The sequence below is a fragment of the Alkaliphilus hydrothermalis genome (genome assembly GCF_016908555.1).
In the GTDB taxonomy this organism is placed as follows: Bacteria; Bacillota; Clostridia; order Peptostreptococcales; family Natronincolaceae; genus Alkaliphilus; species Alkaliphilus hydrothermalis.
The window spans coordinates 49,732-68,149 of record NZ_JAFBEE010000005.1; the positions used below are offsets into that span (position 1 = coordinate 49,732).

Here is an 18,418-nt window from a genome sequence, read left to right on the forward strand (position 1 = left end):
AAACATATCCCTAAAGTAAAATTTTTTAAAACATCTCTCTTGTTGTACAAAACTCCGTTGTATGCTAAGATTTTATTGGGTGATGAAAATGGATCGGGATCTAAAATTTACGATTATTACTGAAGGTCAAAAGCAGGGTATTGCTTTGACATGTAGAAAATATGGCATCTCAAGAACCCTTTACTACCGTTGGCTACAAAGGTACAAAAGCTTTGGTATCAGTGGCCTTGATGATATTAAGAAAAACTTTACTCCAGTTAATAAAACAAAGACCGAAGTAGAGTCGACAATTTTAAATCTTATTAGAAAGCATCCTAATTATGGCCCTAGGGAAATAAAGTACCTATTGGAGAAGATTGATCATCATATCAGCGAGTCAGCTGTATACAACGTTATGAAACGAAACAATTTGACCACCCGATCTAAAAGAATACGCTTTTCAAATAAAAGGCAAAAAAACATTACTACTGATTTGCCTGATTTTAACAGTATAAAAAGTGGTGAGGGTTGGCTGTTTTGGACTACATTTTGCGGTTGTTTTGAAGGCATCGGCCCCGTTTATGAGTATACGATTTTCGATTTCAAAAGCAGAATTGCCTGTACTAGATTATACAGCTCCCTTTCAATGGAGATCTTTGAGGATATCTTAACAGCTGTGGCAATTCCCGTTGCTCAACATTTAAACCTTGATGCCAAACACCTTTGTTTTCTTCAAGATAACAAAATCATGGACAAAAAAAATGATTCTTTTATTAATAAGATATACGAGATACTGCAAAGTCACGGACTTGAAATTGATATTCATCTCTTAAAGGAGCAGGATTCCTGTAATACCTTAGATATGATTAAAAAACATAGAGAAGATTATACTCACGGTTGTCTGTCTTATCTGATGCCCTTTGTTCATAGCGGTACTTCTTTTAAGGATCTTAAGATTGGTCTACAAAAATACATTAGGAATTACAATATCCATCAACAGCAGGATTACGATGGTGTTCTATATTCACCCATTGGTTACCATGTAAAAGCTATAGATTCAGAAATGGTTTTGCCCCTTTGGGCTTATATCGAAAGAGAATATTAAAATATTTAGCCTGTTGAAAAACCCTTATCTTCTTCGTCACTGCAAAAAGCCAGCATCCTTACGTATTTCTGTATACGCTGCGCTGGCTGGCTTTCATTGTTCCTCGAATATAAAGATTTTTGAACAGGCTAGAAAATAAAGGCTCTGGGTCGGATGGAAAATAGTTTGCTTTATAGGGAAGGATGCTGTGTGTATTGATTTTTTCTATGTTCATTGTATAAGGGGGTATAGACATTAAAATGCGATATGCCATAGTTGGAGCAGGATTTAGTGGTATGCTGGCAGCCTATCTACTGGAAAAAAAAGGAGTAGATGTGACTGTATATGAAAAACAAGAATATATAGGAGGACATTGTAGAACTATTGTAAGTAAAGATCACTACATTGACCTAGGGACTGTTTTTTGTTTTTCAAAACATATTAAGGAGCTTTTAATAGAACTGGATGTTAAGTATACGGAAAGGGTTACCTATAGAAATTTCTTGGATGAGGATTTATGTAAAGTTGAACATGTTTCCAGAGAGAATGTACTATTACTGATCGATGAGCTTGAAAAATTAAGAACAATTATTGACTCTTCTTTTCCTTCTCTTAAAAAAACTAATTATAGTCATATCGACAAGCGACTAATGATTTCATTATATCAATTTCTTAAGAATAATGACTTGAATACCTTGATTGAGGTGGTGGGTCCCCATTTATCTTCTTTTGGTTTTGGAGATATCCACCAACTCCCTGCCTATTATGGACTCCATATTTTTAGTTTTGATACCATTAACTCATTTATAAAAGGGCAAAAGCTCATATTCATAAACAAAGGATTTTCTGAAATCATCTACAAGCTCAGCAAAAACATTTCTGATATCCGCTATAATATTGAAGTTAAAAATATTGAAAATGTAGGGGGCAAGGTTAAGGTTGAAACAGAATATGGACATGATCTCTACGATAAGGTCATCGTTACCACGAAGCTTCCTAAGAATGTCATTAAGGATGAACTATACAATCGGTTGATGAAAAAAATAGATACGAATCCTTATATGGTCTGTGCTTATGACGTTGAAAACAAAAATATCGTAACCACCTACTTTAAAGCAAATCTGGGTGAAAAGGAAAAGATTCAGTTCTTCCACACCTTCAAGCAAAGCAACAAAACCATACTTGTGGCTTATGCCTACGGATACGTCAACAAGGAGCTTGTAACCAGCATTACTAAAGATATTGAAGCTTCGGGTATTAAAGTCAAGCATCTAATCACTGCAAAGCAATGGTTCATATTCCCCCACCTAAAGATTAATAACCTGACTGAAGATTTTTATAGAGAGATTTTAGAAAGACAAAAAGAAAGCAATATCTGCTTAATCGGGTCTTTGGTTTCGAAGCCGATGATCTCAAATCTATATATTTCCATAAAGGAGTTTTTGGATTCTATCAATTTGGATTGACTTACCGGCAAAGAGTGACGTGTAAAGCAAATCCACAAAACCTAATGGTGGGTACAATAAATCCAGTAGAGGCTTGTATTTTTATCCCTCTACTGGATTGTGTTTTTTAATATACTTCTAGTAATTTAATTCCCTTGGTAAAGCCGCCTGGCTATCCAAACCTATGTAAGTCTATGTATTGCTTTAGATTTACATAGGTTTTTCAATATTTCGCTCTTCTATACCGCAAGGGCATGAAGTCTTGGTTGAGCCAGTGTAAATAGTAATTTACTTCCCACAACCGTTTGGTTTTTTATTTAATGTTTACTTCACCCCTAGCTAATCTAGTAAAGCATAACGCCTACAAGTAGGTTGGTTATACTTGTAATGAAATAGTATTTATTTAAGTATTTATTTAAGCAATTCTATCTTCTAATATCTTTTTAACCTTTTTATATGGTGTGTATAAGGTAATCTCTTTATCATTTTTTCTGTTTTTTATATTCACCCCTGCATTTGTATCAGCGTGAGTTTTTCCACAATTAGCACAGGTAAAAACTTCCCCAACTCTTTCACCAAAAGCACTACAAATACTACATATTTGAGAAGTATAGGCAGGATTTATTTTAGTTACTAAAACACAATTTAATTCTGCTTTATAATTAAGCCTTTCATTTATATATCCTTTAATCCAAGAAGAAAGCTTTCTTTTGATATGTTTTGGAAATTTCTTTTCCCAACTTACAAATGTTAAATCTTCAATCACTATTTCAGAAGGTTTGTCACTTATAAAAAATCTATTTAACTCTTGATTTATATAGCTTTTAGTTACTGATTCATGTCTATTTTTTAGCTTATTATATTTCTTTTTTCCTAAGTTGAATTTAAGAATATTCTCAGCTTTTTTAGTTTTACCTTCTTCAATATAAGTTTTATGTAAGGCATAGTATTTATTTCTTTTAGCATTAACCTCACTTAATCTTTCAGTTTCCTTAGAGAGTAAATCATTTAAATCCTCTCCGTAAAACTTACCTTCTGATGTTGCTATTAAAGTTTTATATCCTTTATCAAGACCTATAACTTTGTCTTCTGACCAATTTTTATTGGCTTTAACTTTTTTAGGCCTATGAATTTCTAAAGTGTCGTCATTTAATATTATCCTTAGATTTCCTTTGTGAATATTTTCATCTTTTAATTTAACTTTTATCCTTTTTCCTCGGTCAAGTCCCATAATTTCAATATATAGCCCATTCTTATCTTTTTTATAGCTATACATATCTGCATCTATCATAAAGCTTCGCTTATTATATGAATAAGGTACTTTGCCTTTATATTTTCTAACATACCTACGAATTAGGCTATATATGTATTTTTCTCTAATAACTAATTTTTCTATTTTCTTGGTTTTTTCTATTGATTTATGTTTTAAGATACTGAATAATAGCTTATCAGCTTTGATTACATACAGAATAAAGGACCTTTCATCTTCTGTAAGGTTTTCATTTTTTAAGGTCACTGATTTAACCCTTAGCTTGATATTGGCCCATTCTGTTTTAATATTTGCAATAGCTTCATCAAGAGCCATTTTCCAATACCTTGCAGGAAGACACCACTGCTCTGCGAATTTTGCTTTTACCCAAACATCACGAATTTCTTTTTTTGCATTATTTAAAATGAGTAAGCTATTTATACCTGCATACCTAGAGTAGACATAGTTCTTAACTGCAACATAGCGTGTAGCTATATCTTTCAACTCATCTATGTTTTCGATTTGTAGACTATGTTGCTTTATGCACTTTACTACAGTTATCATATGCTTATTCTCCTTCTTTAAATAGCTTCTTTGATTCCTTAACTATATTTTTATTTTTGTGACTTCTGCTTCCATATAGCTTTGCTGAAAAGACTGTTATTATTGAAAGTACATCTTCAACTAATTCTTCTTCATAAGTTTTTTGTTCGGTCTCATTTAGCACAATCACTTCTACATTGTGATATTTACACATTTCAAAAACAATTTCACTTCCAAACCTAAGCAGCCTATCTTTATAATTTAAAACTATTCTCTCTAATTGATTAGTTTCTATTAATTTTAGCAACTCTTGCAAGCCTTTTTTATTATAGTTTAGCCCAGAGCCTATATCTTTTATAATTTTATAAGTCCATCCTTTAGCAGCACAAAATAGTTCTAATTTTTGAACTTGATTTTCTAAATCGTTTTTTCTAGCAGGTGTGGACACTCTAGCATATATCAAAGTTATTTTTTTTGCATTTTTCTTCTTTCCATTTATATAGTTTTTCACTTCATCTAAGTCATATCGTCTATGACCTCCTGCTGTTCTGTGAGCTTTAATTTTATTTTCACGCTCCCATCTGCGCAAAGTGTCAACACTAACTCCTACTTCTTTAGCTGCTTTTCCGATGGTTAATAACATAATATCAACTCCTAAAATAAAAATCCTAAGAACATTATATCAAATTCTTAGGATTAAAACAATAGATTTAAGTAGATTTACACAGATTTTATTTAGCTACTAACTATCTCTGTGTTTGGGAGTTCCGCCAACATTTTTATGGCTTTAAAGTCTGTCGCCCCCATATAGGATGTGGTTAAAATCCTTAGTTTTTTCGTTTTAGTATGTTGTATTAAGGATTCCATAATTAGCCGTAACCCACTAAACTTTATAAAAGATACCAACAAATCCACCCGATCAGCTGTAGCGATTTCATTATTAAGTTCGCTATACACAGTAGGTTCATTATTTGATCCAGTAAATAACGAACTCTTTCCAATAGATGTAAGGGGTTGAATCTCCCGTAGGTCTTTTTTAATAATTTCCTTATCGAAAATTCCTCTTAAAAGATTTGTTTCATCTATTGCGTAGTTTTGAAATTCTTCATCTTCTATGACTTCTGAAAATACCCCAATCAATTTATTTGCTATCTCAATTTGTCTTGATAGGTCTTCCTTAGAGGATTTGTAATAATTTAATCCCTTCTTAAAGATGTATACTAAATAGGTAGAAAGAATTTTATTGGCATCTGTATGGTCGATCATTTCCTATAGACATCCAAATCCTCTACGTTGTTCCTTAACTCTTCATTTAATTCCTTGCTGATGACTTGTTCATATTGTCCTTTTATTAGTTTCACAACCGCCCTCTTTTCTAATACCCTTCCCCATCAATATACCTCAACACCAGTCGAATGACCTCAGCCAGTCTAACTCCATCTACATTAGTCATATCATCCATATAGGTATGTATCTTTTCCAAGTCCCTATGGATCAAAGTAACTGCCTGAACACTCTTTTTATTAAAGGGTCTTTGGTCACTGCCGATATCTGTGGAGGTATCCACCTCCATCCCCATTTCTTTTGCCAATTCAACTAATTCTATTGTTAGTTCTCTTGAGCTACCACCAATAGTCAATGGTATAATGTCGTCAGAGCCCACCATATCCATATTGATGACTGTACTGTTTTCTAAAGGAAAAATAGGATTGTTATAAGCATAATGCTGAGAGCCATAGAGGCCCTCTTCTTCCCCATTGAATCCAATGAAAACGATGGTTTTCTTTGGAGTTACTTTATTTTCCTTTAGTACTCTTGCAATCTCCATCATAGCCGCAGTACCAGAAGCATTGTCTAAGGCCCCCGGTTGGTAGGTTCCATCTTTATTATCCCCTACATGGTCAAAGTGCCCAGTGATGATGATATACTCATCCTTTAACGCTTCATCTTGCCCTGGGATTACTCCAACTACATTTGATACTTCAACGTCTCTACAACTAAAGTCAACTTCCAAATATACTTTTAAGTCTTCCTGCTGTGCCTTTTTAAATTCCTCAAACACATCATTTGTCACCATGGCTACAACAGGGCCCTCTTCATTATCAGCCGCCTCAACACCATAGGAGGTAACAGTACTGACCAAATATGAGGAAGCATTTCTTCTATTGTCGTGATTAAAAATGATCCCCTTGATGGATTTATCAAGTTTTAAAACATCCCCTAATAAATCATGGGCTATGTTTTGATTATCAACAAGGGCAGCATCGATTAGTAGTACTTTCCCCTCCAGCTCTTGGTTATCTTTATTGAGCTGCTTTTTATCATCTATCAGTACCATTTCTCCGGTAGCAGTACCTTTAATCTTTACCCCCTGCCATATGTTCAATATCCTATAGTCCATTAGATATTTAAACTCCGTAGTTGTATTCCCATTGGCATCTTCTATTCTTATGGTAGGGGTACGATCTGTAAAAAGTACCGATTGATTAAAGGGTTGACGATAATCAACTAATTGATTAGGACTTTCTAGACCAATTTCTTTAAAGTAGTTGGCGATATAGTCTACGATCATATCATTTTCTGGTGTCCCTGCTAATCTCCCCTTATATTTCTCAGAACTAAACTCTTGAATGATCCCTAGGGTTTTCTCTATATCAATAGAGCTAACGTCAATATTTTGATATTGCCCCTTAACTAATTGTTGACCTGTATTTGTTGATGTACAGCCTGTAAATGAAGATAAGACCATCATTAGGACTAATAAAAGCCCCATAGATTTTAAATATCTCTTTAACATAATTTTTCTCCCCCTTATCCAAATAGATTTTATCCTTACTCTCAAATGCTTAGATGTAATACTAATTATTGTTAATTCTATTTATATTACTCTTTTTCCTTTTTAAACCTACAAATAAAATATAAGCATTAATAATAATTAGATGAAAAAAATCCCCCGTATCATAATATACTGATGGCTTTAAAAATCATAGATAATACCGAATCCAATAGTTGGACCATGGAGATATTATTATTATTCAATCCTATATTGATTGAAATAAATTGATTGATATATATATTTGTTAGGATTATAATTTATATCTTCGCATCCCTTGATGAATACCGACAATCCTTTGTTGATGGAAGATTTGGTAGTCTCATTAATGTAGCCATTGACATGATTGGTATTTAAAAACAAAAAACCCTGCATTCATTAGAATACAAGGTTTCCTCACTGGTCTGGCTGACAGGACTTGAACCTGCGACCTCCAGACCCCCAGTCTGGCGCGCTACCAAACTGCGCCACAGCCAGATATTAAGTTTGTTTCAAGGGTACTTTTATATTTTATGCAGAAACCGGTGTTTTGTCAACCCTTTTTCCTTTAAAATCTTATATTGTACCTCTATGTAGATTATGACCATTATCAGGTAAAATATTCGGTGTATATTAAAACAACAGCCTCAATTAATTCATATATTTGAGGCTGTTGCTGTTCTTATTTATACTATTTTCGCCCTACAGAATAATGGCAATCAATCCACCACTACCGTCATTGATGATCTTTTGAAGGGTTCTTTGAAGTTTGATTCTAGTATCCTCTGGCATCATGTACAGTTTGTTCTGTAACTGCTCCTTCACCATGTCATGAAGGGACTTACCAAACATATTGGTCTGCCAAATTGCCTCTGGACTTTGTTCAAATTCATCCAATAAATATTTCACTAGCTCTTCACTTTGCTTTTCAGTACCTACTATTGGAGATACCTCTGTAGCAATATCGGCTCTAATGAAGTGTAAAGATGGTGCATTTGCTCGAAGCTTAACTCCAAACTGATTACCATGCTTAAAGATTTCTGGTTCTTCTAGAGTCAACTCATCCAATGCTGGAGGTACTAGACCATAGCCAATATTTTTAACATCCCTTAAGGCTTTGTCAATCTTGTCATACTCCCTCTTAGCCTTTGATAATTCCATCATTAAGCCAATTAATTGATGATCACCCTCAATGTTGTAGCCTGTTTTTTCTTCTAATACTTTATAGAATAGATTATCTAAAGTCATTAAATCAATCAAAGCAGTACCTTCACCCATCTTGATGTTTTCTAAGCCTGCCTTCTTGACATTTTCAATATCCTTCAAACGATTTACCATTCTATCTACATCTCTTAAACATTTCATTTCAGCGGCAGCTTCCTTGATTTCATTTAAGATAGAAGCCTTTAACCAATGGGAAGACTCTATTGTCTCCAACCAGCCTGGAAGATTAATATTGACCTCTGTTACTGGGAATTGGAACAGGATTTCTTCTAGAATTTCGTGGATTCCATTAGTGTTTAGCTTTGCAACATCCTTAATCACAACTGGCACTTGATATTTTTCCTCTAACTGAAGCTTCAACTCGTGGGTAGCCTCCGCATCTGGAGTTCTACTATTCAGAACGATGACAAAAGGCTTATTAATTTCCTTTAATTCTTGAATGACTCTTTCCTCAGCTTGTATGTAGCTACCTCTGTCAATTTCTGTAATAGATCCGTCAGTTGTCACAACGATTCCAATGGTGGAATGTTCTTTGATTACTTTACGAGTACCTATTTCAGCAGCTTCCTCAAAGGGGATTTGCTTCTCAAACCAAGGTGTATTTACCATACGAGGCTTACCATCCTCTTGATGCCCCAAAGCACCGTCTACTAAATATCCTACACAGTCAATCATTCTCATTTTAAAACTAGCGTTTTCCTTTAACATCAATTCTACTGCTTCATTTGGAACGAATTTTGGCTCTGTAGTTGTGATTGTTTTACCAGTACCGCTTTGGGGTAATTCATCCTTAGCCCGTTCTTTTTTGTAGGAATTCTCTATATTGGGTAGAACAAATAAGTCCATTACTCTTTTAATTAGAGTAGATTTACCAGTTCTAACAGGACCTACAACACCAATATATATGTCTCCCTGTGTCCGTTGTGCTATATCTTTGTAAATGTCATAGCCTTCCATTCAATTTTCCCTCCTTTTAGTATCTATATGTATAACTTTATACATGCTTAACATTATAAATATATGATTATACCATGAGAATATGACTAATCCACCTTTTAAGCTGCTTAATACTTTATATTTTTTTACTAACCAAATTATGCCTAATATTTCTTTCATATCCCCAATTTTCAAGGAAAATAAGAAAAAAAGAATTCAATCAAAATGACTGAATTCTAGTATCCTATATTTATATTATATTCGTACAAGGAACAAGAAAGACCAGCGGTCGTCCCGGCTATGTAATACTCGAGAATGCTGGTCTTTCGCCAGTGACGAAGAAGGTGGTGGCTTTTCAGTATCAACATCAGACTGTTCAAAATACCTTAGATTCGAGGAACAAAAAGAACTAGCGAACGCCGCGTATAAGAAATACGCGAGAATGCTGGTCTTTCGCCAGTGACGAAGAAGGTGGTGGCTTTTCAGTATCAATATCAGGCTGTTCAAAAGCCTCCAGATTCAAGGAACAAGAAAGCCCAGCGATCGTTGCGTATAAGTAATACGCGAGAGTGCTGGGCTTTCGCAGTGACGAAGAAGGTGGTGGCTTTTCAACAGCCTGATGGCTGCTTACCAGTTAAGGTTCTCAGTTTCCACCACTTCCTCCATCTCATGGGTTCGATTCCTAGTCATTAAATTAGTGACTGCATCTTTTGCATTGGTTCCTTCATAGAGGATATTATAAATCTCCTCTGTGATGGGCATTTCAATATTATATTCCTTTGCTAATTGAAAAGCAGCCTTTGTCGTGGTGATTCCCTCCACTACCATTCCTATTTCCTTTAGGGTCTCTTCTAGGGTTTTTCCTTGACCTACGAGGATACCCGCACGACGATTTCTACTATGCATACTGGTGCAGGTTACGATTAGGTCTCCGATCCCTGATAGTCCTGCAAAGGTGGCAAGATTTCCCCCCATTGCTTTACCTAATCTAGCGATTTCGCGAATCCCTCTCGTCATTAGGGCTGCTTTTGCATTATCACCGAAGCCTAATCCATCGGTGATTCCTGCTCCGAAAGCGATAACGTTCTTTAATGCTCCCCCCAGCTCTACTCCTACTAGATCTGGATTGGTATATACCCTAAAGGATGGAGTTATAAATAAGTCCTGTATATATTCTGCATGACTCCTTGATTTTGATGCAACTGCCACTGTAGTTGGCATCTCTTTACACACTTCTTCCGCATGGGAAGGTCCTGATAATGTTACAAATGGTTGCCCTGGTAATATCTCGTCTATTACTTCTGAGATTCTTAAAAGCGTATTCTGCTCTAGCCCTTTTGACGTATTTACGATGATTTGATGGGGTTTAACTATTGGTGCAATCTTCATGAAAACACTTCTAACCGATTGGGTAGGAACCGACATCAAAATCACATCAACATCTAAAATAGCCTTTTCTAAATCTGTTGAAAGATACAACTCCTCTGGGATATGTACATTAGGTAGATAGCGACAGTTTTCCCTTTTCTCTAGCATTTCCTCGTATTGCTTGATATCCCTCATCCACAAGTTAACACGATGTCCCTTTCCTTGTAGTACAAGTGCCAGTGCTGTTCCCCAGCTTCCTGCCCCAAGGACTGCTATTGAAGAATAATTCATTAAAAACTCCCCTTTATCTTGATTTTTTGCTAATTTTACGTTCTGTACCCTTCATTAATCTTTGGATGTTCTCTCTGTGACGATATATTGCCATCCCTGCTAATACTAAGCCAAAAAATAAATAATGAGTTCCTTCAAAAAAATATAAAATCACTGGCAATAAGGATATAGCCGTCACGGATGCTAAGGATACATACCTATAACGAAATAAAATAATACTGCCAAACAAAATGACAATGGCTGAAGCTAAGGGCTGAATCACCACCATCACACCTATGGTGGTGGCGATTCCTTTCCCCCCTTTAAATTTCAACAGAGCAGGCCAATTATGACCAATAATGGCAGCCAAACCTGTTAGGAGGGCCAGTTGCTCTCCTCCAAAGTGTCTGCCTAGAAATACAGCCGCCACACCCTTCAAAGAATCCCCTAAGAAGGTGATGATACCGGCCTTTAATCCCAATGTTCTAAAGACATTGGTGGAACCAGCATTGCCACTGCCATGGTTCCTAATGTCTATATTGGCTCCTAGCTTACCTACAATAAATGAAGTAGCAAAATTACCTATTAAATATGCTAATAAAATAACCCACCACTGTTGCACTTTATTGATCCCCCTTAGCTTTTTCCCTTAAAATAAATCTGATTGGTGTGCCTTCAAATCCATAATTTTCACGGATTCTATTTTCTATATAACGTTGATAAGAGAAATGCATCAATTCCTTATCATTGATAAACAATATGAAGGTTGGTGGTTTAACTGTAGCCTGGGTTGCATAGAAAATCTTAAGTCGTTTACCCTTATCAGAAGGCGGTTGATTTAACAATGTTGCCTCACCGATAATCTCATTTAAACTACCTGTAGGAATCCTCATAGCATTTTGATTTGCTACGTATTTTACTTTATCTAAAATTGTATTCATCCTTTGTCCTGTTAATGCAGACACAAACATAATTGGTGCATATTCAAGATAGCTTAATTCATCACGAATCATTTTGATAAATTTATTCATGGTATGATTATCCTTCTCAATCACGTCCCACTTGTTAACTACAATAATCATACCCTTGCCATTTTCATGGCTGTATCCGGCTATTTTCTTATCCTGCTCCGTTACTCCTTCTGCTGCGTCGATTACCAATAGACAAACATCTGCCCTCTCAACAGCCGTAAAGGAACGGATAACACTGTATTTTTCAATATTTTCCTTGATTCTACTTCTTCTTCTAATCCCAGCTGTATCAATCAATACATAATGATCTTCCCCATCGGTAAAAGGCGTATCAATGGCATCTCTTGTTGTTCCAGCGATATCACTTACGATTACTCTATTTTCCCCTAAAATACGATTGATGATGGAGGATTTGCCTACATTTGGCTTTCCAATGATGGCAACCTTAATCTTTTCGTCATCCTCCTCCAGCTTAGCATGGTCTGGGAAATGCTCTACTACCTCATCTAATAAGTCACCGATCCCTAATGCTAATGCCGAGGAAATTTCGATAGGCTCTCCCAATCCTAATTCATAGAACTCATAAAAATGCTCTGAGGGGCCTTGTCCTGGATTATCTACTTTATTAAGGGTTAATACAATCGGCTTATGGGATTTTCTTAGCATTGATGCCACTTCCCTATCGGAGGAGGTCAATCCATCTCTACCATCCACCATAAAAACAATTACATCAGCCGTCTCCATCGCTAGTTCTGCCTGTCTTCTCATTTGGGCAGGAATAAGCTCTTGGGATTCCGGCTCAATACCACCAGTATCAATCAGCGTGAATTTCCAATCTAACCATTCCACCTCTGTATAAATACGGTCTCTAGTTACTCCTGGTTCATCTTCTACAATTGAAATACGTTTTCCTGCAATACGATTAAATAATGTTGACTTACCTACATTTGGTCTTCCCACAACTGCTACTACGGGTTTAGCCATATTCTTCACCTCATCTTTAGATTCCATCTAATATTGTTTCAACAAATTCTCTTCCATCTATGGGGCTTATTTTTACAGGCACCCCAGTTTTTTCCTGTAACTCGTCTATCGTGACATCATCCAAGAAAACTGGCTCTCCTGATTTCAACATATTTTCTCCTACAATAATTTTCACCCCAAGGTCTTTCCCTTGAATACTCTTTAATATATCTCCACCAGTTAAAAGTCCACTGACGGATACATGACCACCAAAAAAGTCATTTTTTACACAAATCACATTAACCTTCAAACCCTCTACCTTTTCCATTAAAGCCTTCCCTAATTCATTCATATAGTCTTCAGCTAATGTACTGGTGACTACAGTAACTGTTTGATCTATCTTTAAATCATCTGATAAGTCCGCTACAGCCCCATGGAAGGATTCAGCAAAGTCCACCATCATGCCTACGCCATTTTCCAACTGAGGGAACCCATCATATTCTTCATAGTCTGGGAATTCCTTTTGGGCTGTAATATAAAACTCATCGGAGGCATAAACAAAGTTTCGGTGAATCTTAGGTTTGAAATACTGTTGCCATTTTTCAATCTGCTGAATAGTTTCATTGGCAGTTTCCTTAGTAAATGGATTGATTTCCACCAACTCTTCCCGATAGCGGGTAAGTCCAACAGGTACTACTGCAACACTATCTACAGCATCACTTAATTTCCCTAAATCCTCTAGGGTCTTGTCTAGTTCTTCCCCATCATTAAAGCCAGGACAAAGAACGATTTGACAATTCATAGAAATGTGATTTTCTGCTAGTCTCTCAAGGGTCTCCATAATGTTGCCTGCAAATCGATTGTTCAGCATCTTTTTTCTTAGCTCTCCATTGGTTGTATGTACTGAGATATTGATGGGGCTAATACGATACTGTATAATCTTCTTAATATCCTCTTCCTTCATATTGGTAAGGGTAATATAGTTACCATGCAGGAAGGATAATCTTGAATCATCATCTTTGAAATATAGACTTTCCCTCATGTTCATGGGGAGCTGATCTATAAAGCAGAAGATACATTTGTTGGAACAGCTTTTCATATGACTAAGGATGGGATTATCAAAATCAATTCCAAGATCCTCATCATACTCCTTGTCTACTTCAATCAACCATTCCTCACCATCGGGCTTCTCGATTACGATTTCTAGATATTCATCTGCCAAATAAAATTTATATTCTATAATATCTTCTATAGGCTGTCCATTTATACTAATCAGTTTATCGCCAACTTCTATACCTACTTCCTCAGCGATACTGTCAGTCTCAACAGCACTGATTATATTTTTTATTTCTACTTCCTTCAAAAAAACACCTACTTTATCATTTAAATTTATAATAATTATAAGTTAGAGCATTATTAATTATTAATTATTAATTATAAATTTAATTTTTATTTTATCATCCCCATCAAATAATAATACCACTCTATTTCAACAGGGTCAAGATTGGCATAAAATCGTTTCTTTTACATTGTTGACTAATTTTACAAAAGACCCGTACTTTTTCTGTATTCCATAGATCGTAATGGGCTTTCCTATGGATACCAGTTTTAGTTTCCTTGATAAGAAACCACCTATTCTGATGGGAAGATTGATTAATGCGATAGAATTCACAATTAATACTCTTCCATTGCATCCACCGTATACTTCATTGGCAAATTGGTATACTAAATCAGCCGACTCTTTTCTATAGGCCCCCATCCCCATTACAAAGACTTCATTTTCATTTTCGTCCAATCCCATAAAAATCGGCCTGCCTATGTCTATAGAGTCTGTCATATCATAATAAGGGATGGCAGCTACTTTGTCTATTGATGGAGTTTGATCTAAGGGTAAGAGCCCTATATGAATAGCTGCTGCCACGATTGAAGTATGGGCCCCACCATAACAGCTATAGATTATTTTCATGGATATAGTCCTCTAGTTCCTTTCTGTATTTTTTCATTTTGTATTGATTAGTATATCTAGCATAGACATTGTTTAAAAAACCGTCAAACCTTTTTAACTCAATAATTCTAATTCCTTCATTAAAAATGTTTCCTACTCCATGAAGGATATTCATCAAGATATGCTTTTTCATACTATATTTTAATAAATAGACTTGCCTTTGCTCTTCGTCTACTCCCATATAATACAACTTCATTTTTTTTAGAGGGGCCTGTTCAAGATTTGGAGGAATATTGATTTTTAAATGAATATATGCAGCTAAAATAGCTGCATAGTCATTATTTCTAAAGATATAGATAATTTTCATGTGATCCCATCCTAGTGCTTTACTATGATATAGGTACCTGATTCTAGATCGTGAACCATCCCCATGGTGGTCTTAGAAATTAGGAGGGCTAACCGTTCCTTGTGCTCATCATCCTCAGCATAGAAGACAGGGGTCATGGAACTACTTACCATATCTTTATTGGTTGTCACCACTGCGATGATCAAATCGGTAATACCAAACTCCATCTATTTTCCCACCCTCTCTGCTTTAGTCGTAATGGCAACATCCAGTGCCTTTCTCTTGGCAGATTCCAGTACTGGTGTCCGCTTCACCACATCCAGTAAGTATTTTTCATTAGGCTCCATTGTCACGATTGCCATAACGATATTTCCATTCTTAGGGTTTCTTCTTGCAATAGGGGTAAAGTCCGGCTCGTCAACATCCTTACGAATTCCCAGCTGGATTGAACTATGATGCTGTATAGCTTGTCTTTGCCCTATATTAGATAAAATGACCATAGCCTCTTCGTGATTAGGAACTATTTCAACGGCCAAACCCTGTTCTAAATAAATTTTTTGGGATTCCTTTAATCCAATATTCATAATGACTACCCCTGCCACCGTCAGCAGGGGGCCATCGAATTTGATTTCCGCAGGCCTTACTTCTGCAATATCCCCAACAAAATAGCCCTTTAGCATATTAGTTAAAAAAACAATTGTAATTACCCCAAATACTACCCCTATTAGGATTCTTAATATGATAGGAACTTTGAAGGTTTCTCCTATAAAATAACCAATTCCTGTAGCTAAGGAAGCCAATAGTGCAAGGTAGTTCCTTGCCTCAAAAGCTTTGGCTATATCTTCAATATAGGCTGTGCCTCTAGGTACCAGCTCTGTAACCTCTATATTATCTAGACTTTGTCTTTCCATATTTCGAACATCCCTAAACTGCTGTGCAGCTAAAGCCAAGAAGGTAATCGCCACGTATTCCTTCTCGGCAATAGCTGGTATTGCCACTGCCCCCAAACCAGCCGCAATCACCCCTAAGGTGAAATGTCCAAGGTAGGATTGAGGATAAGTAGGATATTGTCTATAATCCACCCTCATCATCAGCATCCTGGCGGTTGTTCCCATCACTAAAGCTGTTACAATTAATACAAAATAATCATTCAAAATTTCCCCACCTATCTACTTTCTTTTTCTTTTTCTACCTAGGAAACTGTTGAATTCTTGTTTAAAATTGGAAATTTTTGATTTCCACTCCTTACCACCACTACTTAAGAATAGGAAGGCCAATCCTCCACCACCTAGTACTGCTAAAAGGGCTGCAATTCCCATACCAGAGCCTTCATTACTATCTTCTTGAGGTGTTACCTGTTTCTTTTCTCCACCTTTTTGATCGCCAGCTGCTCCTTCGCCTTTACCTTCACTTTTATTTGCTTCAAAAGTTCCCCCAAAAACTACTGTTGCTAGAACCTCAGATAAAGGACCAGTAGACTTTTCTGCCCTTTGTCGACTATGTTCAAAGCTTCCCATTTCAAATAGCATTGCCCTTGGCGTTAAGTCTTGATTGTAGTCTCCTTTTGCATAGAATATATCCTTGATGAGACCTGGATACATTTCGTCACCTACTGCTTTTATCTTTTGAGCCGTTTCTTCATTGGCTTTGAAGTTTTGGTTTCTTCTTCCAATTACTAATCGAACCTTTGAAGCTGGTTCTCCGTTAAGCTCAGTTAGGTATTGTTCTGCTGGAATTGCATCACGATGGACATCAAACAAAGCATTTGGTTGTTGCTCCCTTAGCAACTGTACTGCTGTTCTTCTTGACCTTTTATAAGCACCAGCATCATGGGGTACGTGGTCGGTGTTATCATATACTCCCTCTACACCGATTTTCTTAAAATTCTCTGCTAATTTTGCCGCTACATCTTTAATTCCTCCACCTTCAATATTACTCTCTGTTCCGTCGGTGGGAACATAAGACTCAGCTGAATGAGTAGTATAGATTCCTACTTTTCTAGCCTTTTCCTCTGCCACTAAAGCAGCTAAGCCCTCATTACTACGAAGTGCCAAAACAAACTCCTCCATTGCAACCTTATCTATTTTAGGTAACTCAACATCTCTAATAAACTCTGCATAGGCTGTTTTCTTATCTTTATTTACTCGGATAACTTGATAGAGCTTGTTGTCCCCACTCATGTATTGGTCACCCTTATATACAAGTCGTGCAGTCTCAAATATTAGCTTATTATCTTTGACGTTATAGACTTTATAATGACTTCCATAATCCTCATACCAATCATCCCCATAGGAAACAGGTGCCATGGTAAAGGTTAATAAAAAGACTAATAGACTAACCACTAAAATTCTTTTTTTATTTTTCATCCCCGTCACCTTCCTCATCTCTAATGTGGATTACATTATCTAATTTTGTAATTTTTTTCTTTGCTTCTTCAGTTTCTTCTTGTCCTAATGTACTCACAAAATGTCCTTTATCAAAGTGTAGCCTTTTCTTTGCTGTCCCACCTTGGAGTCTCTCCCTTGTTTCTCCTACTATTTCAGCTATTAGCACCGCTAAAATACCAGCTATTACTGTGGTGTCTACTCCACCTGCCCCACCAAATCTAGTCGGTGATGGTATATTTGTATAGGCATTGATGACCATCTGGATCACATCGGCAATGATTACTCCAACAACTCCAGCGATAAAGGCTGCCCTTCTAGAACGTCCTATAATATAGGCTGTCAAACCGCCCAATAGAGCGTATACATAGTTAGGGTCAATCGTCATGGCTTCAGGCTCTGCAGGAAGCACCCAGTGTTGTACACTATAGATTATTCCCCCAGATACTAATGCAGCAATCACTGCTCGAAGCTTTTCTTTTCCAGTCTCTGCTTTTACGAATAAGTAAATTGCTAAAGCCAAGGGTATCACAAATCCACCTATATTGATTGAAACTTTATCAGTTAGTTCAATATTAGGGATGAATACCGTTGAGATGATGATGGCTATAATGATCAATATAGCTGCTTTATCACTTAATCTTAAACGATCCAGCACTCTCTCTGCCAATCCCATGAAGATGAGGACAGATATACCTACCAGAAAAATCATTCCTATAGACATTAAAACTCCTCCTTAATTGCTAGATTTGTTATAACCTTAATTTCCCTTATCTTGCCCTCGGGGAAGGAAAACTATACGAGAAAGGAGGCCATAAAAAAAGAAGGAAGATATTAATAAATTCATTAATATATTCCTTCTGAAGTAGTCGCCAAAGTCAATAAATTTTTGGTCTATT

The 18,418-nt window shown here is 36.3% G+C and carries 18 protein-coding genes and 1 tRNA gene; 3 read left to right on the forward strand and 16 right to left on the reverse strand.

The genetic code is table 11. The features are described 5' to 3' along the window. Positions 1–88: 88 nt before the first annotated feature. Positions 89–1,084: a helix-turn-helix domain-containing protein gene (locus JOC73_RS05250; RefSeq protein WP_204400896.1), complete on the forward strand. Its 996-nt coding sequence runs from the start codon at positions 89–91 to the stop codon at positions 1,082–1,084. A gap of 239 nt (positions 1,085–1,323) precedes the next feature. Further along, a complete protein-coding gene (locus tag JOC73_RS05255; RefSeq protein WP_204400898.1) occupies positions 1,324–2,529 on the forward strand; it encodes an FAD-dependent oxidoreductase in 1,206 nt (401 codons plus the stop codon). A gap of 394 nt (positions 2,530–2,923) precedes the next feature. Here the strand turns inward: JOC73_RS05255 and JOC73_RS05260 are convergent, their stop codons facing one another. From JOC73_RS05260 to JOC73_RS05275, 4 genes are all read right to left on the reverse strand, one after another. Continuing rightward, the gene (locus JOC73_RS05260; protein ID WP_204400900.1) at positions 2,924–4,321 is read right to left on the reverse strand and encodes a zinc ribbon domain-containing protein; all 1,398 of its coding nucleotides are present in this window, start codon (positions 4,319–4,321) and stop codon (positions 2,924–2,926) included. Positions 4,322–4,325: 4 nt separating this feature from the next. Beyond that, complete coding sequence (locus JOC73_RS05265) at positions 4,326–4,943, reverse strand: IS607 family transposase (RefSeq protein ID WP_204400902.1); 618 nt, start codon at positions 4,941–4,943, stop codon at positions 4,326–4,328. Positions 4,944–5,035: 92 nt separating this feature from the next. Further along, positions 5,036–5,566, reverse strand: a complete 531-nt coding sequence (locus JOC73_RS05270) for a phospholipase D-like domain-containing protein (RefSeq protein ID WP_204400904.1) — start codon at positions 5,564–5,566, stop codon at positions 5,036–5,038. Positions 5,567–5,675: 109 nt separating this feature from the next. Then, positions 5,676–7,097, reverse strand: coding sequence for a M28 family metallopeptidase (locus tag JOC73_RS05275; protein ID WP_204400906.1), 1,422 nt, complete (start codon positions 7,095–7,097; stop codon positions 5,676–5,678). Between the two features lie 267 nt (positions 7,098–7,364). Between JOC73_RS05275 and JOC73_RS15500 the strand changes: the two genes are divergently transcribed. Further along, entirely contained in the window at positions 7,365–7,490 is a 126-nt protein-coding gene (locus JOC73_RS15500) for a VanZ family protein (protein ID WP_204400908.1), read from the forward strand. Between the two features lie 43 nt (positions 7,491–7,533). Here the strand turns inward: JOC73_RS15500 and JOC73_RS05285 are convergent. The 12 genes from JOC73_RS05285 to JOC73_RS05340 all read right to left on the reverse strand — a co-directional run bounded on the left by JOC73_RS05285 (position 7,534) and on the right by JOC73_RS05340 (position 18,243). Continuing rightward, positions 7,534–7,610 (reverse strand) — tRNA-Pro (locus JOC73_RS05285). Between the two features lie 204 nt (positions 7,611–7,814). Continuing rightward, on the reverse strand, positions 7,815–9,293 hold the full coding sequence (gene spoIVA / locus JOC73_RS05290; protein ID WP_204400910.1) for a stage IV sporulation protein A: 1,479 nt from the start codon (positions 9,291–9,293) through the stop codon (positions 7,815–7,817). Positions 9,294–9,899: 606 nt separating this feature from the next. Next, complete coding sequence (locus JOC73_RS05295; protein WP_204400912.1) at positions 9,900–10,931, reverse strand: NAD(P)H-dependent glycerol-3-phosphate dehydrogenase; 1,032 nt, start codon at positions 10,929–10,931, stop codon at positions 9,900–9,902. A gap of 13 nt (positions 10,932–10,944) precedes the next feature. Next, a complete protein-coding gene (gene plsY, locus JOC73_RS05300; protein ID WP_204400914.1) occupies positions 10,945–11,532 on the reverse strand; it encodes a glycerol-3-phosphate 1-O-acyltransferase PlsY in 588 nt (195 codons plus the stop codon). A gap of 1 nt (position 11,533) precedes the next feature. Further along, positions 11,534–12,865 carry a ribosome biogenesis GTPase Der gene (gene der, locus JOC73_RS05305; RefSeq protein ID WP_204401116.1) on the reverse strand — a complete coding sequence of 444 codons (1,332 nt, stop codon included), beginning with the start codon at positions 12,863–12,865 and terminating at the stop codon, positions 11,534–11,536. 16 nt (positions 12,866–12,881) lie between these two features. Beyond that, complete coding sequence (locus JOC73_RS05310; RefSeq protein WP_330613125.1) at positions 12,882–14,246, reverse strand: DUF512 domain-containing protein; 1,365 nt, start codon at positions 14,244–14,246, stop codon at positions 12,882–12,884. A gap of 96 nt (positions 14,247–14,342) precedes the next feature. Beyond that, a complete protein-coding gene (locus tag JOC73_RS05315) occupies positions 14,343–14,810 on the reverse strand; it encodes a DUF3189 family protein (protein WP_204400918.1) in 468 nt (155 codons plus the stop codon). Then, complete coding sequence (locus tag JOC73_RS05320; RefSeq protein WP_204400920.1) at positions 14,794–15,156, reverse strand: DUF3189 family protein; 363 nt, start codon at positions 15,154–15,156, stop codon at positions 14,794–14,796. Before JOC73_RS05320 ends, JOC73_RS05315 begins: the two co-directional genes overlap by 17 nt. Before the next feature lie 11 nt (positions 15,157–15,167). Next, complete coding sequence (locus JOC73_RS05325; RefSeq protein ID WP_204400922.1) at positions 15,168–15,362, reverse strand: capping complex subunit for YIEGIA; 195 nt, start codon at positions 15,360–15,362, stop codon at positions 15,168–15,170. Then, complete coding sequence (locus JOC73_RS05330; RefSeq protein ID WP_204400924.1) at positions 15,363–16,289, reverse strand: YIEGIA family protein; 927 nt, start codon at positions 16,287–16,289, stop codon at positions 15,363–15,365. 15 nt (positions 16,290–16,304) lie between these two features. Continuing rightward, on the reverse strand, positions 16,305–17,501 hold the full coding sequence (spoIIP, locus tag JOC73_RS05335; protein WP_204400926.1) for a stage II sporulation protein P: 1,197 nt from the start codon (positions 17,499–17,501) through the stop codon (positions 16,305–16,307). Then, positions 17,491–18,243 carry a DUF1614 domain-containing protein gene (locus JOC73_RS05340; RefSeq protein WP_204400928.1) on the reverse strand — a complete coding sequence of 251 codons (753 nt, stop codon included), beginning with the start codon at positions 18,241–18,243 and terminating at the stop codon, positions 17,491–17,493. Before JOC73_RS05340 ends, spoIIP begins: the two co-directional genes overlap by 11 nt. Positions 18,244–18,418: the final 175 nt, after the last annotated feature.